Source organism: Azospirillum sp. P4_B5 (assembly GCF_056402275.1).
Window position 1 is genome coordinate 119848 of record NZ_JBFUHT010000004.1, and the last position, 20382, is coordinate 140229.

18 protein-coding genes are annotated in these 20382 nt (G+C 67.9%); 6 read left to right on the forward strand and 12 right to left on the reverse strand.

Annotation, left to right across the window (positions count from 1 at the left end):
- Positions 1 to 249: 249 nt before the first annotated feature.
- The 6 genes from lpdA to AC1DVI_RS04285 form a co-directional block, all read right to left on the reverse strand.
- Entirely contained in the window at positions 250 to 1647 is a 1398-nt protein-coding gene (lpdA, locus tag AC1DVI_RS04260) for a dihydrolipoyl dehydrogenase (protein ID WP_476956882.1), read from the reverse strand.
- A gap of 13 nt (positions 1648 to 1660) precedes the next feature.
- Positions 1661 to 2995 carry a pyruvate dehydrogenase complex dihydrolipoamide acetyltransferase gene (locus tag AC1DVI_RS04265; protein WP_476956883.1) on the reverse strand — a complete coding sequence of 445 codons (1335 nt, stop codon included), beginning with the start codon at positions 2993 to 2995 and terminating at the stop codon, positions 1661 to 1663.
- 13 nt (positions 2996 to 3008) lie between these two features.
- Entirely contained in the window at positions 3009 to 4406 is a 1398-nt protein-coding gene (locus tag AC1DVI_RS04270; RefSeq protein WP_476956884.1) for a pyruvate dehydrogenase complex E1 component subunit beta, read from the reverse strand.
- A 77-nt stretch (positions 4407 to 4483) separates the two neighbouring features.
- A complete protein-coding gene (pdhA, locus tag AC1DVI_RS04275) occupies positions 4484 to 5500 on the reverse strand; it encodes a pyruvate dehydrogenase (acetyl-transferring) E1 component subunit alpha (protein ID WP_476956885.1) in 1017 nt (338 codons plus the stop codon).
- A gap of 212 nt (positions 5501 to 5712) precedes the next feature.
- The gene (locus AC1DVI_RS04280; RefSeq protein WP_014198780.1) at positions 5713 to 6084 is read right to left on the reverse strand and encodes an FtsB family cell division protein; all 372 of its coding nucleotides are present in this window, start codon (positions 6082 to 6084) and stop codon (positions 5713 to 5715) included.
- A 164-nt stretch (positions 6085 to 6248) separates the two neighbouring features.
- Positions 6249 to 6665, reverse strand: a complete 417-nt coding sequence (locus tag AC1DVI_RS04285) for an acyl-CoA thioesterase (protein ID WP_476956886.1) — start codon at positions 6663 to 6665, stop codon at positions 6249 to 6251.
- 117 nt (positions 6666 to 6782) lie between these two features.
- On the opposite strand from AC1DVI_RS04285, the gene parE reads away from it, so the two are divergent.
- On the forward strand, positions 6783 to 8771 hold the full coding sequence (gene parE / locus AC1DVI_RS04290; protein ID WP_476956887.1) for a DNA topoisomerase IV subunit B: 1989 nt from the start codon (positions 6783 to 6785) through the stop codon (positions 8769 to 8771).
- 97 nt (positions 8772 to 8868) lie between these two features.
- Positions 8869 to 9453 carry a hypothetical protein gene (locus tag AC1DVI_RS04295; protein WP_247889891.1) on the forward strand — a complete coding sequence of 195 codons (585 nt, stop codon included), beginning with the start codon at positions 8869 to 8871 and terminating at the stop codon, positions 9451 to 9453.
- Between the two features lie 15 nt (positions 9454 to 9468).
- Here the strand turns inward: AC1DVI_RS04295 and AC1DVI_RS04300 are convergent, their stop codons facing one another.
- Together AC1DVI_RS04300 and AC1DVI_RS04305 are read right to left on the reverse strand one after the other, a co-directional pair.
- Complete coding sequence (locus tag AC1DVI_RS04300; protein ID WP_476956888.1) at positions 9469 to 10173, reverse strand: alpha/beta fold hydrolase; 705 nt, start codon at positions 10171 to 10173, stop codon at positions 9469 to 9471.
- A 37-nt stretch (positions 10174 to 10210) separates the two neighbouring features.
- Entirely contained in the window at positions 10211 to 10753 is a 543-nt protein-coding gene (locus AC1DVI_RS04305) for a hydrolase (protein WP_149164992.1), read from the reverse strand.
- 277 nt (positions 10754 to 11030) lie between these two features.
- Between AC1DVI_RS04305 and AC1DVI_RS04310 the strand changes: the two genes are divergently transcribed.
- From AC1DVI_RS04310 to AC1DVI_RS04325, 4 genes are all read left to right on the forward strand, one after another.
- Entirely contained in the window at positions 11031 to 12614 is a 1584-nt protein-coding gene (locus AC1DVI_RS04310; RefSeq protein ID WP_476956889.1) for a DEAD/DEAH box helicase, read from the forward strand.
- Positions 12615 to 12619: 5 nt separating this feature from the next.
- A complete protein-coding gene (locus AC1DVI_RS04315; RefSeq protein ID WP_145623509.1) occupies positions 12620 to 12862 on the forward strand; it encodes an Lrp/AsnC ligand binding domain-containing protein in 243 nt (80 codons plus the stop codon).
- Between the two features lie 183 nt (positions 12863 to 13045).
- Positions 13046 to 15451: an LPS-assembly protein LptD gene (locus tag AC1DVI_RS04320; RefSeq protein WP_476956890.1), complete on the forward strand. Its 2406-nt coding sequence runs from the start codon at positions 13046 to 13048 to the stop codon at positions 15449 to 15451.
- Between the two features lie 96 nt (positions 15452 to 15547).
- Positions 15548 to 16273 carry a hypothetical protein gene (locus AC1DVI_RS04325; RefSeq protein ID WP_476956891.1) on the forward strand — a complete coding sequence of 242 codons (726 nt, stop codon included), beginning with the start codon at positions 15548 to 15550 and terminating at the stop codon, positions 16271 to 16273.
- On the opposite strand, the gene AC1DVI_RS04330 is transcribed toward AC1DVI_RS04325, so the two are convergent.
- Genes AC1DVI_RS04330 through AC1DVI_RS04345 form a run of 4 tightly spaced genes read right to left on the reverse strand, consistent with a single transcriptional unit; the run spans position 16270 to position 20333 of the window.
- Positions 16270 to 18282, reverse strand: coding sequence for an O-linked N-acetylglucosamine transferase, SPINDLY family protein (locus AC1DVI_RS04330; protein ID WP_476956892.1), 2013 nt, complete (start codon positions 18280 to 18282; stop codon positions 16270 to 16272). The genes AC1DVI_RS04325 and AC1DVI_RS04330 overlap by 4 nt on opposite strands.
- Before the next feature lie 13 nt (positions 18283 to 18295).
- Complete coding sequence (locus AC1DVI_RS04335) at positions 18296 to 18631, reverse strand: YdbL family probable chaperone protein (protein ID WP_149164987.1); 336 nt, start codon at positions 18629 to 18631, stop codon at positions 18296 to 18298.
- A complete protein-coding gene (locus tag AC1DVI_RS04340; RefSeq protein WP_149164986.1) occupies positions 18628 to 18894 on the reverse strand; it encodes a YnbE family lipoprotein in 267 nt (88 codons plus the stop codon). Before AC1DVI_RS04340 ends, AC1DVI_RS04335 begins: the two co-directional genes overlap by 4 nt.
- Positions 18891 to 20333 carry an intermembrane phospholipid transport YdbH family protein gene (locus tag AC1DVI_RS04345; protein WP_476956893.1) on the reverse strand — a complete coding sequence of 481 codons (1443 nt, stop codon included), beginning with the start codon at positions 20331 to 20333 and terminating at the stop codon, positions 18891 to 18893. The genes AC1DVI_RS04340 and AC1DVI_RS04345 overlap by 4 nt, the downstream gene beginning before the upstream one ends.
- Positions 20334 to 20382: the final 49 nt, after the last annotated feature.

Below are 20382 nucleotides of genomic sequence, written 5' to 3' on the forward strand. Positions count from 1 at the left end.
TCCCACGGGCTGCCCGGTGGCAGCGCCGATGCTGGACGGTAACGCGCCACCGACCGCGCAAGGGGCGGCGCAAGGGACGGCGCAAGGCCGGCGGACGCGGTCCCGCCGGATAGGCCGGAATGACCGACCGGTCAAGTCTGATTATCGGCCGCAACGAAACAACACCGCCAAAATGATGACGGCGCCCGAATCGTTGCTCCCCCGCCCCGGAGGGCGAGGGAGAAAACGACCGTCAGTCAGACGCTCCACTTAGAAGTGGATGGCCCGGCCGTAGGCATCAAGAACCGACTCGTGCATCATCTCCGACAGGGTCGGATGCGGGAACACCGTCTGCATCAACTCCTGTTCGGTGGTCTCCATGGTCTTGGCGACCGTGTAGCCCTGGATCAGCTCCGTCACCTCGGCGCCGACCATGTGCGCACCCAGCAGCTCGCCCGTCTTGGCGTCGAACACGGTCTTCACCATGCCGTCCGCCTCGCCCAGGGCGATGGCCTTGCCGTTGCCGATGAAGGGGAAGCGGCCGACGCGGACCTCGTAGCCCGCCTCCTTCGCCTTCTTCTCGGTCAGACCGACCGACGCGATCTGCGGGTGCGAGTAGGTGCAGCCCGGGATGTTGCGGACGTCCAGCGCGTGCGGGTGCTTGCCGGCGATGTGCTCGACGGCGATGACACCCTCGTGGCTGGCCTTGTGGGCGAGCCAGGGAGCCCCCGTCACGTCGCCGATGGCGTAGACGCCCGGCTCGTCGGTCTGGCAGTTGGCGTTGGTCTTGATGTGGCCGCGGTCGGTCTGGACCTTGGTGTTCTCCAGGCCCAGATTTTCCGTGTTCGGCGAGATGCCGACGGCGAGGATCACGCGGTCGACCGTGATGTCCTCGGTCTTGCCGTTGGCTTCCACCGCCACCGTCACGCTGTCGGCCCCCTTGCGCAGGTTGCCGGCCTTGCCGTTGGTGATGATGCGCATGCCCTGCTTTTCGAACTGCTTGCGGGCGAAGGCCGAGATTTCCTCGTCCTCGACCGGCAGGATGCGGTCCATCACCTCGACCACCGTCACCTTGGCGCCCAGCTCGTTGTAGAAGCTGGCGAACTCGATGCCGATGGCGCCGGAGCCGATGACCAGCAGCGACTTCGGAGTCGTGTTCGGAGTCATCGCCTTGCGGTAGGTCCAGACGAGGTTGCCGTCGTCCTCCAGACCCGGCAGGGTGCGGGCGCGGGCGCCCGTGGCGATGATGATGTTCTTCGCCCCGAAGGTGCCGACCGCCGCACCGCCCTTGGACACGGCCACCTGCCCCTTGCCGAGCAGCTTCGCCTCGCCCTCGATGACGGCGACCTTGTTCTTCTTCAGCAGGTGTTTGACGCCGCCGTTGAGCTGCCCCGCCACCTTGCGGGACCGCTGAACGACCTTGTCCAGGTCGAAGGACGGGTTCTGGATGACCAGCCCGTAGTCGGCAGCGTGCTTGGCGTTGCGCAGCACCTCGGCGGAGCGCAGGAGCGCCTTGGTCGGGATGCAGCCCCAGTTGAGGCAGATGCCGCCGAGGTTCTCACGCTCCACCACCGCGGTGCTGAGGCCGAGCTGGGCGGCGCGGATCGCCGCCACATAGCCGCCCGGACCACCGCCGATGACGATGAGATCGTAGTTCATGTCAGCCATGGTCGGCGCCCCCTTACAGCAGCATGCTCAGCGGGTCCTCGATCAGCTTCTTGAAAGCCGCGAGGAATTCCGCACCCTGCGCGCCGTCGGCGACGCGGTGATCCACGGTGACCGAGACGGTCATCACGGTGGCGATGGCGAGCGCACCGTTCTTCACGACCGGACGCTGCTCACCGGCACCGACCGCCATGATGCAGGCCTGCGGCGGGTTGATGATCGCCGCGAACTCCCGGATGCCGTACATGCCGAGGTTCGAGATCGAGAAGGTGCCGCCCTGGTACTCTTCCGGCTTCAGCTTGCCGTCGCGGGCGCGCTCCGCCAGACCCTTCATCTCGTTGGAGATCTCGGCCAGCCCCTTGGTCTCCGCCTTCTTGACGATGGGCGTGATCAGGCCGGTCGGGGTGGCCACGGCGACCGAGATGTCGACGTGGTCGTAACGGAGGATGGCCTCCTCCGACCAGGCGGCGTTGATGTTCGGGAACTTCTTCAGCGTCAGCGCGGCGGCGCGGATGATGAAATCGTTGACCGACAGCTTGTAGTCCTTGGAGCGGGCGTTCAGGTCCGAGCGGACCTTCAGCAGCGCATCCAGCTCGCAGTCGATGGCCAGGAAGTAATCCGGCACCGTCTGCTGCACCTCGGTCAGACGACGGGAGATCGTCTTGCGCATCGAGCTGTTCGGCTGCGCCTTGTAGCGCATGCCCAGCTTGTCCGACAGGTCCTTGGCGTCGATGCCCGCGGCCTTCGAGGCCGGAGCGGCGGCCGGAGCAGCCGCCGGAGCCGCGGCGGGAGCCGGAGCGGCGGCCTGCGGAGCGGCGGCCTTGGCGGTGCCGCCGGCCTTGGCGGCCTCGACGTCGGCCTTGACGATGCGGCCGTTCGGACCGGAGCCCGTGACGGCCTTCAGGTCGAGACCGGCCTGCTCGGCAAGACGGCGGGCCAGCGGGCTGGCGAACACGCGGCCACCGCCATGGGCGGGAGCGGCGGCGGCCTGCGGAGCCGGGGCAGCGGCCGGAGCCGGAGCGGAAGCAGCCTGGGCCGGGGCCGGAGCCGCGGCGGGCGCCGCCGCCGGAGCGGGAGCGGCGGCCTTGGCGAGCGCGCTGTCGTCCTCGCCCTCTTCCAGCAGCACGGCGATCGGGGTGTTCACCGCGACGCCCTGCGTGCCGGCCTGCACGAGGATCTTGCCGAGACGGCCTTCGTCGGCCGCTTCGACTTCCATGGTGGCCTTGTCGGTTTCGATCTCGGCGATCACGTCGCCGGACTTCACCGCGTCGCCTTCCTTCTTCAGCCACTTCGCGAGGTTGCCCTCGGTCATGGTCGGAGAGAGGGCGGGCATGAGAATCTGAATGGTCATTCGCTCGCCCTCCTTACTTGCGGTAGCAGGCCTTCTTCGCCGCTTCCGCAATGCGGTCGGGCGAAGGAAGGACGAGCTTTTCCAGGTTCGCCGCGTAGGGCATCGGCACGTCGAGGCCGGTCACGCGGATCACCGGGGCGTCCAGATAGTCGAAGGCCTGCTCCATCATCAGGGCCGACAGCTCGGCGCCGATGCCACAGGTCGGCCAGGCCTCCTCGACGGTGACGAGGCGGTTGGTCTTTTTGACGGAGTTGACGATCGTCTCGGTGTCGAGCGGACGGATCGTGCGCAGGTCGATGACCTCGGCGCTGATCCCGTCCTTCTCCAGCAGATCGGCGGCGGCGAGCGCGTAGCTGACCATCAGCGAATGGGCGGTGATGGTCACGTCCGTGCCGGCGCGGCGGATCTTGGCGCGGCCGATCGGAACGATGAAGTCCTCGCTCTCCGGCACCTCGAAGGACTGGCCGTAGAGGATCTCGTTCTCGAGGAAGATGACCGGGTTCGGATCGCGGATGGCCGACTTCATCAGGCCCTTGAAGTCCGACGCGCTGTAGGGGGCGACGACCTTCAGGCCGGGCACGCTGGCGTACCAGGGGGTGAAGTCCTGGCTGTGCTGCGCGGCGACGCGGGCGGCGGCGCCGTTCGGGCCGCGGAACACGATCGGGCAGCCCATCTGGCCGCCGGACATGTACAGCGTCTTGGCGGCGGAGTTCACGATGTGGTCGATCGCCTGCATCGCGAAGTTGAACGTCATGAACTCGACGATCGGGCGCAGGCCGCGGAAGGCCGCACCGACGCCCAGGCCGGCGAAGCCGATCTCGGTGATCGGCGTGTCGATGACGCGGTCGGCGCCGAACTCCTGGAGCAGGCCCTGCGACACCTTGTAGGCGCCCTGGTACTGCGCGACCTCTTCACCCATCAGGAAGACGGTCGGATCGCGGCGCATCTCTTCGGCCATGGCGTCGCGCAGCGCTTCGCGGACGGTCTTCTTAACCGTCTTGTCGAAGAACTTGTCCTCGTCCGAGGCCGGTGGGGCGGCGGCGGGGCCGCTGGCCGGACCGATCGGCAGGGTGGCCGGGGCGTGCGCGCCCGTGTCTTTCACCACCGGCTCGGCGGCGACCTTCGGGGCCGGCGTCGGGGAGCCGGACACGGCGTCGGTGACGCTCTCGCCCTCGCCGAGGATCACGGCGATGGGGGTGTTCACGGCGACGTTCTCGGTGCCCTCGGCGACCAGGATCTTGCCGATGCGGCCCTCATCGACCGCCTCGACCTCCATGGTCGCCTTGTCGGTCTCGATCTCGGCGAGCACGTCGCCGGACTTGACCTCGTCACCTTCCTTTTTGACCCACTTCGCCAGCTTGCCCTCGGTCATGGTGGGCGACAGCGCCGGCATCAGCACTTCGATCGGCATTCCTCAACCTCCGGCGGCGCGGGTTCGCCGGGAGGCATAGCCTCCGGCCCTCGGCGCCGCTCCTCTTATCGTTGTCGTCAGGCTTCGACCAGGACGTCCGTCCACAGCTCCGCCGGATCGGGCTCGGGGCTCTGCTGCGCGAATTCGGCAGCCTCGGTCACCACGGCCTTGACCTCGCGGTCGATCTCTTTGAGCTGGTCCTCGGTCACGTAAGCGCCTTCCAGCAGGACGCGCTTCAGGTTGTCGATCGGATCGGACTCGCTCCGCATCTTCTCGACCTCCTCCTTGGTCCGGTACTTGGCCGGGTCGGACATCGAGTGGCCGCGGTAGCGGTAGGTCTTCATCTCGAGGATGACCGGGCCGTTGCCGGCGCGGATGTACTCCACCCACTTGTCGGCGGCCTCGCGGACCTCGAGGACGTCCATGCCGTTGACCTGATGGCCGGGAATGCCGTAGGCCGCGCCGCGCTGGTGCAGTTCGCCCGCCGAGGCGCGCTCCTGCGAGGTGCCCATGGCGTACTTGTTGTTCTCGATCACGTAGAGCACCGGCAGCTTCCACAGCGCCGCCATGTTGAAGCTCTCGTAAACCTGACCCTGGTTGATGGCGCCGTCGCCGCAATAGACCGCGGACAGGCCGTCATCCTTGTTGTACTTGTGCGAGAAGGCGAGACCGGTGCCCAGCGGAACCTGCGCGCCGACGATGCCGTGGCCGCCGTAGAAGTTCTTCTCGCGGCTGAACATGTGCATCGAGCCGCCCTTGCCCTTGGAGTAGCCTCCACGGCGACCGGTCAGCTCGGCCATCACGCCCTTGGGGTCCATGCCGCAGGCCAGCATGTGGCCATGGTCACGGTAGCTGGTGATGACGTCGTCGTTGTTCTTCAGCGCGGCCTGGATGCCGACCACGACGGCTTCCTGGCCGATGTAGAGGTGGCAGAAACCGCCGATGAGGCCCATGCCGTACAACTGGCCCGCCTTCTCCTCGAAGCGGCGGATCAGCAGCATCTCACGGTAGTACTTGATCAGATCCTCGGCCGAAGCGGCCTGCTTCGACGCGGAATCAGTCTGCGCCTTCGGACGGCGTCGTGACGCGGCCATGTTTCCTCCCCAGGGTTTATGCAGCGACGGCAAGCGAACAGCCAGGGCTGCAGCACGTTGCGAGGGTACATCCCACTTATGAGGGTGCATCCCCCTCGCACCGGAAGCGGATGCGGGGCGCACAGTACACGACAAGCGCACGAGACGCAAATATCTGTTTTTAAACGCGAAATTCGGCGTTAACCGGCTTTCGGTTAATTCACTGATATGACCTACTTCTCAGCGCTAGCATCACCTTCGACCTGCGCCGGAGGGAGTGCGATTATGACGTCGCGGGGGCCTGAAAGGTTCAACATCGTGCGCGCACGCTCGTCCAGCATGTCGCGGTCCAGGTGGTCGCTGCGCATCAGTTGCGCGCGGCGGTCCATTCGCTCGCGCTCGGCCTTCACCTGATCCAGGACGGATTCCGCCGTGGCGATCTCCGCCTTCAGATGGTTCATGGCGAGCAGCCCGCGGTCCCCCTGAACGGCGTAATAGACGAAGTAGGCGACGACGCAGGAGCCGATGGCCGGCCCGATGGCCTGGCGAAGGGCGCTTTTCGCGGCGCGTTTCAGCGAGTCGGTGAGGTTCTGGAGCATGGTCATGGCGGTATGATGGAATCATACGCGATTCCTTCGGTCAAACGGAAAAGAAGCAATCCGAAAGAATTCACCGCGCCATGCTCTTTGCACCGCCGAGTAATAGGCGGCTTACACCCCCAAAGGAGAGGGACACAGTGCGCAACCTTCGAAAGAAGGCGTGCGCCGATTCACTCCGGCGGGACCTCACGCGGGCGGCGATCCTCGCCGATGGCGACGTAGGTGAAGACGCCCTCCGTCACTTTGGTCGCCTCCCCCGCGCTGCGCTGGCGGCGCACCCAGGTCTCGACGCGCACGCGGATGGAGGTGCGGCCCACCTTGGTGACATGGGCGAAGCAGCTCACCTCGTCGCCGACATAGACCGGCTTGTGGAAGGTCATCGCTTCGATCCCCACCGTCGCCACGCGCCCGCCCGCGCGGCGCAGGGCGGCGACCCCGCCGGCCAGATCCATCTGGGCCAGCAACCAGCCGCCGAAAATGTCGCCGTTGGGGTTGGTGTCGGCCGGCATGGCGATGGTGCGCAGCGCCGGGCCGCCCTCCATGTCCGGATGGGTCGGGGGGTGGTTGGTCGGGGTGCCGTCGCTCATCGTGAACCCGCCCTCTCTGTAGGGTCGAAAAAGCGCATCACAAAATATGGTGCGGGGAGTATATAGGAGCCACCGCATGCGCTTGCGCAGCCCTGACGAAATTCCTATAACTGGGCCATGAGCGATCTTTTCGAGAACACGGCGCGCAAGGCCGAGACCTATTCCGCCCAGGATATCGAGGTTCTGGAGGGGCTTGAGCCCGTCCGCCGGCGCCCCGGCATGTACATCGGCGGCACCGACGACCGGGCGCTGCACCATCTGGTGGCCGAGGTTCTGGACAACGCCATGGACGAGGCGGTGGCCGGCCACGCCAGCCGCATCGACCTGGAACTGACCGTCGACGGCACGGTGGTGGTGCGCGACAACGGGCGCGGCATCCCGATCGACGACCACCCGAAATACCCCGGGAAGTCGGCGCTGGAGGTCATCCTCACCACCCTGCATTCGGGCGGCAAATTCTCCAACAAGGTCTACCAGACCTCCGGCGGCCTGCACGGCGTGGGCCTGTCGGTGGTGAACGCCCTGTCGGATCGGCTGACGGTGGAGGTGGCGCGCGACCGCCAGCTCTACGTGCAGCATTACAGCCGCGGCCTGCCCCAGGGGCCGCTGACCCGCCAGGGCGCGGCCAATCGCCGCGGCACGACCATCCGTTTCCACGCCGACCCCGAAATCTTCGGCGAGGCCGCCCATTTCGAGCCGCACCGGCTGTACCGTCTGGCGCGCTCCAAGGCCTACCTGTACCGGGGCGTCGAGATCCGCTGGAGCTGCGACCCGTCTCTGCTGTCGGCGGAGTCCACCACCCCGGCGCAGGAGACGCTGCACTTCCCCGGCGGCCTGCTCGACTACCTGAACGCTGCCCTGAAGGAGCGTCGGACGCTGACCCGCCTGCCCTTCTCCGGCGCGTTGGACTTCCCGAACCAGCAGGGCCGCGTGGAATGGGCCATCGCCTGGCCGGAAGATGACGAGGGCTTCTCCCACACCTACTGCAACACCGTGCCCACCCCGCAGGGCGGCACGCACGAGGCCGGCCTGCGCGCCGCGCTGACCCGCGGCCTGAAGGGCTATGGCGAGCTGACCAGCAACAAGCGCGCCGCCCAGGTCACCGCGGACGACGTGATGGGCGACGCCTGCATCCTGCTGTCGGTATTCATTCGCGAACCGCATTTCCAGGGCCAGACCAAGGAGAAGCTGGTGACGGCGGAAGCCCACCGGCTGGTCGAGGCGGCGATCAAGGATCACTTCGACCACTGGCTGTCGGGCGATCCCTCCTCCTCCAAGGCCCTTCTGGAACGGCTCATCGAGAAGGCGGAGGAGCGCGCCAAGCGCAAGCAGTCCAAGGAGTTGGGACGCAAATCCGCGACCCGCCGCCTGCGCCTGCCCGGCAAGCTGGCCGACTGCTCCCGCAATTCGCCGGAGGGCACCGAGATCTTCCTGGTCGAGGGCGATTCCGCGGGTGGCTCCGCCAAGCAGGCGCGCAACCGCGAGACCCAGGCCATCCTGCCGCTGCGCGGCAAAATCCTGAACGTCGCGTCGGCCTCCGCCGACAAGATGAAGGCCAACCAGGAGCTGAACGACCTCACCCAGGCGCTGGGCTGCGGGGTGGGGAAGGACTTCTCCAGCGACAAGCTGCGCTACGAGCGGGTCATCATCATGACCGACGCCGACGTGGACGGCGCGCACATCGCCTCGCTGCTGATGACCTTCTTCTACCGGGAGATGGGTGGGCTGATCCAGAACGGGCACCTGTACCTCGCCTTGCCGCCGCTCTACCGCATCAGCCACGGCGCCAAGTCGGTCTACGCCCGCGACGACGCGCACAAGGACCAGCTCATGAACAAGACGTTCAAGGGCAAGAAGGTGGAGATCAGCCGCTTCAAGGGCCTGGGCGAGATGATGCCGGCCCAGCTCCGCGAGACGACCATGGACCCGGCCAAGCGCACGCTGCTGCGCGTCGTCGTGCCGAACGCCGCCGATCCGGAACAGGCGGAGGACGTGAAGGCCACCAAGACCCGCGTGGAGGAGCTGATGGGCCGCCGTCCGGAGCTGAGGTTCCAGTTCATCCAGGAGAATGCGAAGTTCGTCCGGGTCGACGACATCGACGTGTGATTTTGAACGCCGCCAGGATGCGCGGCCGGCTGAGCGGCGGCTCTTCCGGAGGCGTAGGCTTGTCGGTGCCGGGGCGGCGTCCCATGATTGATCGCCCATGTCCACCCAGCAGCCCAGGCGAGCCATGACCTTCCTGTCCCGTGCCAGCCTTCTCGCCCTTTGCGCGATGGCGGCGGCCTGCACCAACGAACGCGTGGTGGCCGATCTGCCCGTTCCCGCCTACACGCTGAGCGAGGTGTCCTACGCGGCCTCCAATCGCGACCTGCGCGTGGTGATCCTCGGCAATCCCTTCGGCATGGACCCGCAGACCTTCGGGCCGCTGGTGACCGCCAACATGCAGAACCGCATTTCCGGCGTGCGCACCAACTTCACCACCACGCCGAACCAGACGGCGCGGCCGGACTACCGCGTCGTCCTAGCCTTCAACCCCGCCGAGACGACCCTGAACTCGTATCTGTGCAGCGGCCAACCCCTGCGCACCAGCCCGCCCGGCGGCCCCATCGTGGTCCAGGGCGCCTTCTGCCGGGGCGGCGGCCCCCTGTCCTCGGCCACCGGCTGGCTCGACCGTCCGCAGGGACCGAACGACCCGGATTTCCGGTCGCTCATCAGCGACATGACCTTCGCGCTTTTTCCGGCCCGCCGCGCCGACCTGGACGGCTGCGGCGGGGGTCCTGACTGCTGAGGCGGGGGACGGCGCTCAGGCGTAGAGAAGCCACTGGCGCAGCAGGGCGGTGACCACCTGCGGCTGTTCCATGGCCGACAGGTGGCCGCAGTCCTCGATCAGGGCCAGGCGGGCGCCGGGGATCCCCGCAGCCATCTCCTCATGCACCGCCGGCGGTGTGATGGCGTCCTGCCGCCCGCACAGCACCAGCGTCGGGCAGGCGATGACGCCGAGGCCGGGCCGGCTGTCCGGGCGGTTCATGATGGCGGTCTGCTGGCGCGCATAGCCGTCCGCCCCGACCCGCTGGGCCTGGGCCTGCACCGATTCGACCAGGGTGATGTCGGCGGTGCGGTCGGGATGGACGAGACGCGGCATGCCGGCGGCCACCACCTGACGCAACCGCCCCTGCCCCACCAGACGAACTGCGTCCTGGCGCGTGGCGGTCTGCTCGGGCGTGTCGGGACGGGCGCTGGTGTCGAGCAGGGCGAGCTTCGCCACCCGCTCCGGCGCCTGCCGCATAATCTCGAAGGCGACGTAACCGCCCATCGACAGACCGGCAAGCGCGAATCGTGCCGGCGCCTGCGCCAGCACCGCGGCGGCGAGGGCAGCCACCGAGTCGTGGCCGGTCAGGTCGCCGACGGTCGGCTCGGCCACTTCGGCGAGATGGTTGGTCTGGTGTTCCCACAGCGCGGCGTCCAGCGGCATGCCAGGCAGCAGGATCAGGGGAATCCGGTCGCTCATCCCTCTTCCTTCCTCGTTGTTGGCCTTCGTGACCCGGTCAGCGGATCAGGTCCAGCACCGCCTTGAAGGCGGGGATGTCCGACCGCTCCATCCACTCGAACAGAACCATTTCCGTGCTGACGATGGTCGCCCCGGCCGCGCGCATGCGGGCGATGCCAAGCTCCGCGTTGGCGGGCGTGCGCGACGACACGGCGTCGGCCACCAGCACCACCTCGAACCCCAGCCCGACCAGCGACAGCGCCGTCTGCATCACGCACACATGGGCCTCCGATCCGGCCAGCACGACCTGTCGGCGGCCAATCCGCTCCAGCCGCTCCAGGAAGGCGGGCTCCCGCGCGGCGGAGAAGCTGATCTTCTCCACCACCCCGTCCGGCGGCAGCAGGGCGCGCAGAGAGGCGGCGGTCGGGCCGAGGCCCTTGGGGTACTGTTCTGTGGCGAAAGCGGGCACGCCGAGCAGGGCCGCAGCCTTCAGCAGGATGGCGGCGTTGCGCTCGACCCGCGCGGACTCGGCGATGGCCGGCATCAGCTTTTCCTGGATATCGACCACCACCAGGACGGAGCGTTGAGAGGAAAGAAGCATCGGAGGGCTGCCTTTTTTCATTGTCCGGTCCGGGCGGAGAACAAGGCTGAAACCTGCCCTTCAACCGTCCCAAGCCCCGGATTTTCGCGGTTTTCCCGGCTTTTTCGCAGCCTACTCGAGCGGACGCGGCACGCCAAGCGGTCCATCCGAAGCCGCGCGATGCGCGATTTCATCACAAGGTCTATTGACAGCGCCCTTTGACTTCATATTCTGCCGCACCATCTACTCGTCGGGCCGTACCGGCACGATTTTCGCACTCCAGACAGAAACAGGTTGGATGCTCTTTTCGGAACTTGGGCTTGGACCTGACGTCCTGCGGGCAATCGAGGACAAGGGTTACACCCAGCCGACGCCAATTCAGGAACAGGCCATTCCCTGGGTCCTGCAAGGCCGCGACGTGCTCGGCTGCGCGCAAACCGGCACCGGGAAGACGGCCAGCTTCACCTTGCCGATGATCAGCATCCTGGCGTCGGGCCGGGCACGGGCGCGCATGCCCCGTTCGCTCATCCTGGAGCCGACTCGGGAGCTGGCGGCGCAGGTCGCGGAAAGCTTCGAGACCTACGGCAAGCACCACAAGCTCAGCATGGCGCTCCTGATCGGCGGCGAAACCTTCACCGAGCAGGTGAAGCGGCTGGACCGCGGGGTGGACGTGTTGATCGCGACGCCGGGTCGTCTGATCGACCTGTTCGAGCGCGGCAACATCATGCTCAACGACATCAAGGTCTTCGTCATCGACGAAGCGGACCGGATGCTCGACATGGGCTTCATCCCGGACATTGAACGGATCGTCAGCAAGCTGCCCAAGCAGCGCCAGACGCTGTTCTTCTCCGCCACCATGCCGCCGGAGATCCGCCGTCTGGCCGACGCCTTCCTGTCGAACCCGAAGGAAGTGACCGTCGCCCCGCCAGCCTCGCCGTCGGAGACGGTGACCCAGGCCATGGTCCTGGTGCACGAGGAGGACAAGCGCAAGGCGCTGCGCCACCTGCTGCGCACCGAGGACGTCAAGAACGCCTTCATCTTCTGCAACCGCAAGCGCGACGTCGCCATCCTGCAGAAGTCGCTGGAGAGCCACGGCTTCAACGCCGGCGCCCTGCACGGCGACATGGTGCAGTCGAAGCGGACGGAGACGTTGGATGCCTTCAAGAAGGGCGAGATCACGCTGCTCGTCTGTTCCGACGTGGCGGCGCGCGGCCTGGACGTGCAGGGGCTGAGCCACGTCTTCAACTTCGACGTGCCGATCAGCCCGGAAGACTATGTCCACCGCATCGGGCGCACCGGCCGGGCGGGCCGCATGGGCCGCGCCTTCACGCTGGCCAGCCCGCTGGACGGCAAGCAGGTTTCGGCCATCGGCCGTCTCATCAAGCGGGAGATTCCGTTGATCGCCATTGACGGCCTCGAGTCGGCCGAGTTCCTCAGCGAGGACGAGGCGCGCCGTGGCCGCAGCCGGGGTCGTGCCAAGGACAAGGAGCGCGGCGACCGCGCGCCGCGTGAGCGTGCCGAGCGCCCCGAACGCGAGGATCGGGCGCCCCGCGAGGAACGTCAACCGCGTGAGGAGCGTCAACCGCGCGAGGAACGTCAACCGCGCGAGGAGCGGCCGAGCCGTGACGAGCGCCCGGTGCGCGACGACCGGCAGCCCCGTGAGGAACGCCAGCCGCGCGAATCGTTGGCCGCCGCCGAGAGCCGCCGGCAGGAGCCCCGCCGGGATCGCGACCGCGACCGCGACCGCCGTCGTCGCCGCGACGAGGACGAGGACGACACACCGGTGATCGGCTTCGGTGACCATATGCCGGCCTTCATGCTCCGCTCGGCGCGGCGCCCCGCCCCGGCCGAACCCGCCGAGCAATCCTCGCAGGAGGGCTGAGCGCCATGCAGACCATCTTCGTCATGGTCAAGTGCGAGCTGGGAAAAGCCTATCAGGTGGCCGATCAGGCCGTTCAGGACATCGAACAGGTGTCGGAGGTGCATTCCACCTCCGGCCAGTACGATCTGCTGATGAAATGCTATCTGCCTCAGGATCTGGACATCGGCCGATTCGTGACCGAAAACATCCAGACCCTGACCGGGGTGCGCGATACCTTCACCCTCATCGCCTTCAAGGCCTTCGCCTAGTGGTTCGACGGATGCGGAAACCGCCCTGAAAAGGGGCGGGCCGGGCACGAAAAAGGGGACGTCCGCCTGTCGCGGCCGGTCCCCTTTTTCATGACTCCGCCTTACGGCAACAGCGGTTGGACAATTCGCGAGACGCGCCGCGAAACCGTTGACTTGGCCGGTTGGTTACCTCAAACGTTCCGCATGTCCCAGCTCCCGTCCCGACATGCCCGGCGCGCCCGCGCCACCAACCCGAAGACGCATCGCCCGTTGGACCGCCGGTCGCTGGTCCTGCGATCCGGTATCGTCGCCCTGATGGCCGCCTGTGGCGTTGTCTTCGCCGATCTGGCCGACGCGCAGCAGCCTCCCGCTCCGGCGCCGCAGGCCGATGCCGCGCCGCCCGCCGGTGCGGACCAGGGCGGACGGCTCGAAGTCGTCGCTCCAACGCCGGGACCGTCCAACGGAAAGCCGCAGGACCCGCCGGTCCTTCTGGGAGCGGACACGGTTTCCTTCGACGAGGCGAACAGCCTCGTGACGGCATCGGGGAACGTGGAACTGTCGCAGGGGCCGCGGACCGTCCACGCCGACACGATCACCTACAACCAGAAGACCAAGGTGGTCATCGCCTCCGGCAACGTCCGCCTGGTCGAACCGTCGGGCGACATCCTGTTTTCCAACTATGCGGAACTGACCGACGACATGCGTGACGCGTTCGTCGAGAATGTCCGCGTGCTGATGACCGACAACAGCCGCATGGCCGGCACCGAAGGCGAGCGCCGCGGCGGGCGGCTGATCCGCCTGAATCGCGCCGTCTACAGCCCTTGCGAACTTTGCAAGACCGATCCGGACCGCGCACCGGTCTGGCAGATCCGCGCCGCCCGCGTGGTGCAGGACAACGAGGATCACGAGGTCCGCTACCGCGACGCCGTCATGGAGATGTTCGGCGTCCCGTTCTTTTACACGCCCTACCTGTCCCATCCCGATCCCACGGTGGACCGGCGCTCGGGGTTCCTGACGCCCAGCTTCCGGAACAATTCCGATCTCGGTTTCGGTGTCATCTCTCACTATTATTGGGACATCGCGCCGGATCAGGACGCCACCTTCGACGTCGGCGGCTACTCGAACCAGGGCCTGTTCCTGGGCGGCCAGTACCGCAAGCGCTTCGAGAATGGGCGGCTGCAACTCGACGTGTCGGGGACTCAGGGCGAAATCCCCAACGGGACGCTGAAGGGCGCCGACGACCGGCGCTGGCGCGGCCACGCCTTCGCCAGCGGCCTGTTCGACATCGACGAGACGTGGCGCTGGGGCTTCAATCTGAAACGGGCCAGCGACGAGCTGTATCTGCGCCGCTACTTCAACATCCGCGACGAAGTGCTGACCAGCCGCGCCTTCGTCGAAGGTTTCAACGGCCGCAACTATGCGGCCGTCAACGCCTACAGCTTCCAGGATCTGCGCTGGGGCAACACGGTGCAGGAGCCCTACGTGCTGCCTGAGGCGCGCTACAACGCTCTGGGCGAACCGGGAAGCCTGTTGGGCGGGCGGTGGTCTCTGGACAGCAGCCTGCTGGCCGTCGCCCGTCCGGGCAGCGGCGGTCCCGACACCCAGCGGTTGGCCGTGCAGCCCGGCTGGCAGCGGGACATCTACTCCAACCTCGGTTTCGTCACCACGATCGAGGGCAGCGTCCTGCTGGCCGGCTACACCGCCCAGCGGTTCGATCCGAACGATCCGGCCGGAACCGGCAACGACAGCGTGCAGCGCCTGCGCTTCTTCCCGCAGGCCACGGCCACCGTCCGCTATCCCTTCGTCCGCTACGGGGAGAGCAGTTTCCAGACCATCGAGCCGATCGGTCAGATCAGCGTGTCGCCGCGGGTGGACAACGATCCGGCCTTCCCGAACGAGGACAGCCTCGACGTCGAGTTCGACGAGGTCAACCTGCTGATGCCCAACCGCTTCACCGGCATCGACCGGCTGGACGGGGGACCGCGCGCCACCTATGGCCTGCGCACGACGTTCCAGGGCTACAAGACCGGTTCGGCCAGCCTGTTCGTCGGTCAGAGCTTCCGCGCCGACGACACGGACAACTTCCGTGGCGGATCGGGGCTCGACAAGAAGACGTCGGATTACGTCGGTCGTCTCGATCTGCGCCCGGCGGATTGGCTGGACGTGAATTACGGCTTCCGCATCGACCACGACACGCTGAAGCCGCGCCGCCATTCGGTCAACGCGTCGGCCGGCGTGCCGCTGCTGCGCATTTCCGGCACCTACACCTATGTCGACCAGACCGAGAATCCCTACGTCGTCGAGCGGAACGAGGTGGAGCAGGCAGGCGTTTCGGTGTCGTCGCAGTTTTCAGAACATTGGTCGATCGGCGTGTCCCATTCTCAAGCCTTCCGTCCCGATGCGGGACCGCGTTCCAGCGCGGGCATCCTCCGCTATCAGGACGAATGCCTGATCTTCGAAACCATCGCCCAGCGCGACTACACCGTCATCCAGAACGGCGAGCAGGAAGGAAACACCATCTTCTTCCGCTTCGTGTTCAAGAATGTCGGCGAGTTCCGCACGCCCGGGATCAGCGCCGGATTCCTCGGCCCGTCCGGGGCCAGCAACTGATCGGGAGCGGCGTCTCCCGCCAAGGTCAAGGGGTTGCATCGGGCGGCCGATCTGGGTAGCCATAGCACCCTCTTCTTCCGCTTGGGTTTGCTGCACATGGCCTTGGGACGCTACGACTACGAACGCCGTTATCGCCGCCGCTTCTGGGCGGGGTTCGCGAAGTTCGGTCTGTTCGCCGCCGTTCTCCTCGGTGTCGGTCTGTTCGCCTACCAGATGGGCATCGAGCAGTTGAAGGGCCGCGACGTCACGCTGCGGGAGGAGATCTCCACCCTGTCGCGCCAGAAGGCCGAGCTTGAGCTGCTCGCCAGCCAGATGCAGCACGCCGCCCGCACGGCGGAGGCCCGCGCCGCGGAGTTGGAGGCCCGTCTCCAGCGCGAGGTCCCCTCGGGCGATCTCGCACGGCTGACCGGACTGGTATCGGAACGGCTGAAGGGCGGCATGGACCCCAACCGCCTTGCCTTCGTGATCGCCCAGGTCCAGACGGTGCGCAACTGCCAGCCGGCGGAAACCAAGCGCTTCGCCCTGGCCACCCCCCTCCTGAAATCGGGCAACCGCAGCACCAGCTTCAACAACGGCGCGGTGACGGTCAGCGGCGAGGGCCAATCGTCGCGCAACGCCCAGGGCAACGCCGAAAGCTGGTTCGACCCGGCGCAGCCGGTGACCATCAAGATCGCCGGCATGGGCGGCAAGGAGACGGTCGCCAAGGGCGTTCTTCCCCTTCACCAGACGGTGGTGATCGACAACACCGAGTACCGCTTCACCTTCGCGCCCGGCGCCCGCTCCTTCGTGGACGTGACCGCCGACCGTTGCCCCTTCCCTTAGCCGTCGTCCGGGACGGTGAAGGGGCGGGGCGGCATTCCGGCCGCCTGGACCTCCCACATCGTCGCGTAGGCGCGTTCCAGAGCGCGGGCGAAGCGGTCGGTGTCGAACAGCGGCGTGCGGTCCCGCTCTGCGGCGAGGCGAGCCTTCAGCCGGACGAGGCCGGCCGGGTCGCAGGCCAATCGCAAAGCCGTTGCTTCATAATCAGCGAGCGAACGGACGGCCAGCTCGGGCAGGCTGGCGGCGCGCAGCAGACTCGTCCCGACGCGGGACGCGAACCCGTCCCCCGTCACCGTCAACACCGGCAGGCCCGCCCACAGCGCGTCGCTGGCGGTGGTATGGGCTCCGACCGGCGTGGTGTCGAGGAACAGGTCGGCCAGACGATAGCGCGCCAGATGCTCCGCCGGAGCGCGCCGGGCTGCAAAGATCAGCCGATCCCCCGCCACGCCGCGGCGTGCCGCCTCACGCCGCAGGTTCGCGCTCGCCTCCGGGTGACTGTCGAGCAGCCACAGCACGCTGTCCGGCACAGCGCGCAGCAGGCGGCACCACAGGTCGAACAGGGCCGGCGTGATCTTGTAGGCGGCGTTGAAGCAGCAGAAGACCACGCCCCGCTCCGGCAGGCCGCAGGCCGCGCGAGACGGGGTCGGGCCGATCGGCCGGTTCCGGTCGTTGGGTTGGTAGCAGACGGGAAGCTGGACGATTCGCTCCGCGTAGAATGGCTGGTGGTCGAGCGGCGTGACCAGGGGATCGCCGATCACGTAATCGATGAACCCAGTTCCCGTCGTCCCTGGATAACCGAGCCACTGCACCTGCACGGGGGCGGGCCGATGGGCGGCGATCTCCGGCCGGGCGTGCTGGGTGTAGCCCTTCAAATCCACCAGGATGTCCACGCCGTCCGCTCGGATGCGCGCCGCGGCATCGGCGTGTGAACAGGCGGAGATGTCCACGAAACCGTCGAAGCCGGCGATCAGCCGGCGCCGCATCGGGCCGCCGTCGTCGGGTCCATAGCTGAAGGCGACCGCCTCAACCCGAGACCGGTCGTGGCGCTCGATCAATTCCGCGATGAGGGCGGCTGTGGCGTGCTCGTGGTAGTCGGCGGACAGGTAACCGATGCGCAGGCGGCCGCGCGGTCCGGTGTCGCGGCGAACCGGCAGGGCGGCGATGCCCTGCGTCCGCCAGCCCGCGTAGCGGCGGGCGCACGCCAACTCCGCCGCCGGACCGGCGCCCTCGCCGAGGAAGATCCAAGGGTGGACCTGCCGCGTCCTGCCGCCGCCCACCAGGGCAGTCAGTTGCGCGGAGCGTTCCGCCAGTCCGTTCCAGCGGCAGAGATGACGCATCTGCTGGACGAGCTGGGCAAGCACACCGCCCGCGTCGGGCAGGCCGATCGCCAGGGCGCGTTCGAAGGTCGGCAGGCTGTCCGCGAGGTGTCCAGCCTCCTTCACCACGAGCCCGAGATTCGCGTGGGCTTCGGCCAAATCGGGACGCAGCGCCAAAGCGTTGCGGTAACAGCCGGCGGCGGCCTCCGCCTGCTCCAACTCCTGGACCACCGCGCCGAGGTTGAGCCAGACGGGAACCAGCATGGGGTCGAGCGAAACGGCCCGGCGCAACGCCGTTTCCGCCGCTCCCCGATGGCCCAGCGCGCGGAGCAGGACACCCTGGTTGCAGAGAGCCGGGGCGAAGCGCGGCATCAGCCTCGCGGCCTCGCCATAGGCGTCCGCCGCCTCCGCGATGCGACCCAGCGCCTGGAGCGTCAGGCCGAGATTGAAATGGCTGCCGCCGAAATCGGGCAGCCAGGACAGCGCGGCGCGGTGGTGCGCCTCGGCCTCGGCCGCCCGCCCCTGCCGCCGCAGCGCCTCGCCGAAGGCGGAGCGGGCCACCGCCTCCTCCGGCGTACCGGGCTCGCCCAGCGCATCGAGCCCGTCGAACAATCCGGCCAGAGCCGCGGAATCGCCGGGCGTGGCGGCCAGGGCCGCACGGCACTCCCCGATCCGGGCACGGAGGGCGGCGGTCATGCCCGCGGGTGGCCTACTTGCGGACCCAGCGCCCGCCCGAAAGGACATACTGGCCGGCGGGGGTCCGCTCGATCAGCTGCTTCCCGGCCAGGGCCTGGACCTGATCCACCGAGGTGCCGTTGCTGCCGGCGATCTCTCTGTAGCGGGCTATGCGCTGGGCGTTGACCTGCTCGGCGAGCTGAGCCGCCGTGGCCGGCGCGCCGGGGACCGCCCCGACCAGACCATCCGGACGCTCGCCGATCTGCCCGGCGGCCTTGGCGGCGCCCAGGGCGTCCTGCGCCGGCGCCGGAACGGGACCCGACAAGGCGAGTGCCAGGACCAGTCCGGCGGCGGCAATCATGCGCTTCATGGCTTCTTCCCTCCCTTCGCGGCGCCCAAGGGGTCCTGGGCCGGCGGCAGGCCGAACAGCGCCGGATCGTCCGCAATGGCCTTTTCCAGGTCGCGTTCGACCTTCACGCGGACCTCCTGTTCGATCCGGATGTTCAGATTGATTTCGATGGGCTTGTCGGGGGCCTCGACCTTGACGGTCGGGGTGCAGGCGCCCATTCCGGCACCCATCCCGGCGATCAGTGCGGCGGTCAGGACGCGCCGGCTTCGAACCGTGTGTCTCATGGATTCTTTCGTTGGAACTCCGTCATGCGGTCGCGCACCGTCTCGGGAATGCGGTAGGTGTCGAGGCTCTGCCGCAGAATCCGGTCGAGCGCGCCGCTCACCTTAAGATTAAGCGCGACCGGATAGCCATCGTAGAATGCCGGGTTGGAGCCGCGGATGGCGATGCCGACCGCCAGTTCTCCGCCCGCCTGTCCCTCCACGGTGGCGGTCAGCGTGTCGTAGCGGAAGTCGGTCAGCGCCCCCATCAGCAGGGCCGTCGGGCTGCCCTCCTCGCCCTTCAGAAAGCCCGGAGGGTTTTCGGGATCGTAGCGCAGCGTGCCGGGACCGTCGGCCTCCAGCAGCCCACCGTCGAGATGGACGGAATCGGTGCCGATGCGCACCGGCAGGCGCCCGCTCACCGTTCCGCTCGCCTCCAGCCCGTCCACGGCGACCATCGCCAGCATGGGGCCGAGATGGACGCGCTCCGCCCGCAGCGTCACCGTTCCCCGCGGCGCCACCGGGTCGATGGTGAAGGGGTCGGCCCGCAGCACGCCGCCGGCCCATTGCCATTCGGCGCGCTCCACGTTCAGCCGGCCCTTCGCCCCATAGCCGAAGCGCAGGGTGCCGTCGGTCAGCGGCAACCCGACATCGAGCAGCTTCACCGCCAGCGTCTGGCCGGGCGCGATCACAGGGGGGAACAGGCTGGGAAGGGAGACCACCCCGTTGATCCCGCTGGCCGAGACCGGCCCGAACTGTCCGGCGAGATCGGCGAGCAGCAGGTCGCCCTGGGCTTTCAAGGCCGAACCATCCCAGGTGAAGCGGACCTTGGCCGTCAGGGTGCCCACCGTCTCGGCGATGGTCCCGGCACCGGTCCAGTGGGTCAGGGCCGGCAACCCCTTGGCCGGTGCGTTCAGCGTCGCCTGCCCGCGGTGAATCGCGCCGTCGCGGGCCATGGTCAGGCGCAGCGTCCCGCCGGCCGTGCCCCGCGGTGTCGCCAGCGTGACCGCGGCATCGCCGAGCCGGATGGTGTCGATGGGAATCGCGAAGGCGCCACCGCCCGCCGCGCCGCCGTTGCTTCCCGCCCCGGCGGAACCGGCCAATGGATAGCCGGCGACGCGCAGGGCACCGTCCTTGGCCACGTCCAGCCTCAGGCGCACGTCCGCAAGATCGAGGCGTTCGATTCGCCCCTCCCGAAGGGCGTCTGTCGGATGACGGATGGTGAGCGTTCCAGCGACCGTGCCCTGCCGGTCCAGGCGGACCACGGCGCTGGTCTGCTCCACCGACAGGTCGGTCACCGTCACGGCGGCGTCCGGGAAGCCGGCGCGGCGCAGCGCCTGCGTGGCGGCGGTGCCGGCCAGATCGGTCCGGTGCTGGACGGCGAGGGTGACCGCACCACCGATCAGCACCAGCTTCACCAGCACCAGCCATCGTCTCAACCGCCGCACGCTTTGCTGCCGCACGCCCCACCCCTCGCCTTTGAAATCGCCGCCGGTCTCTTTCGGGTATGAA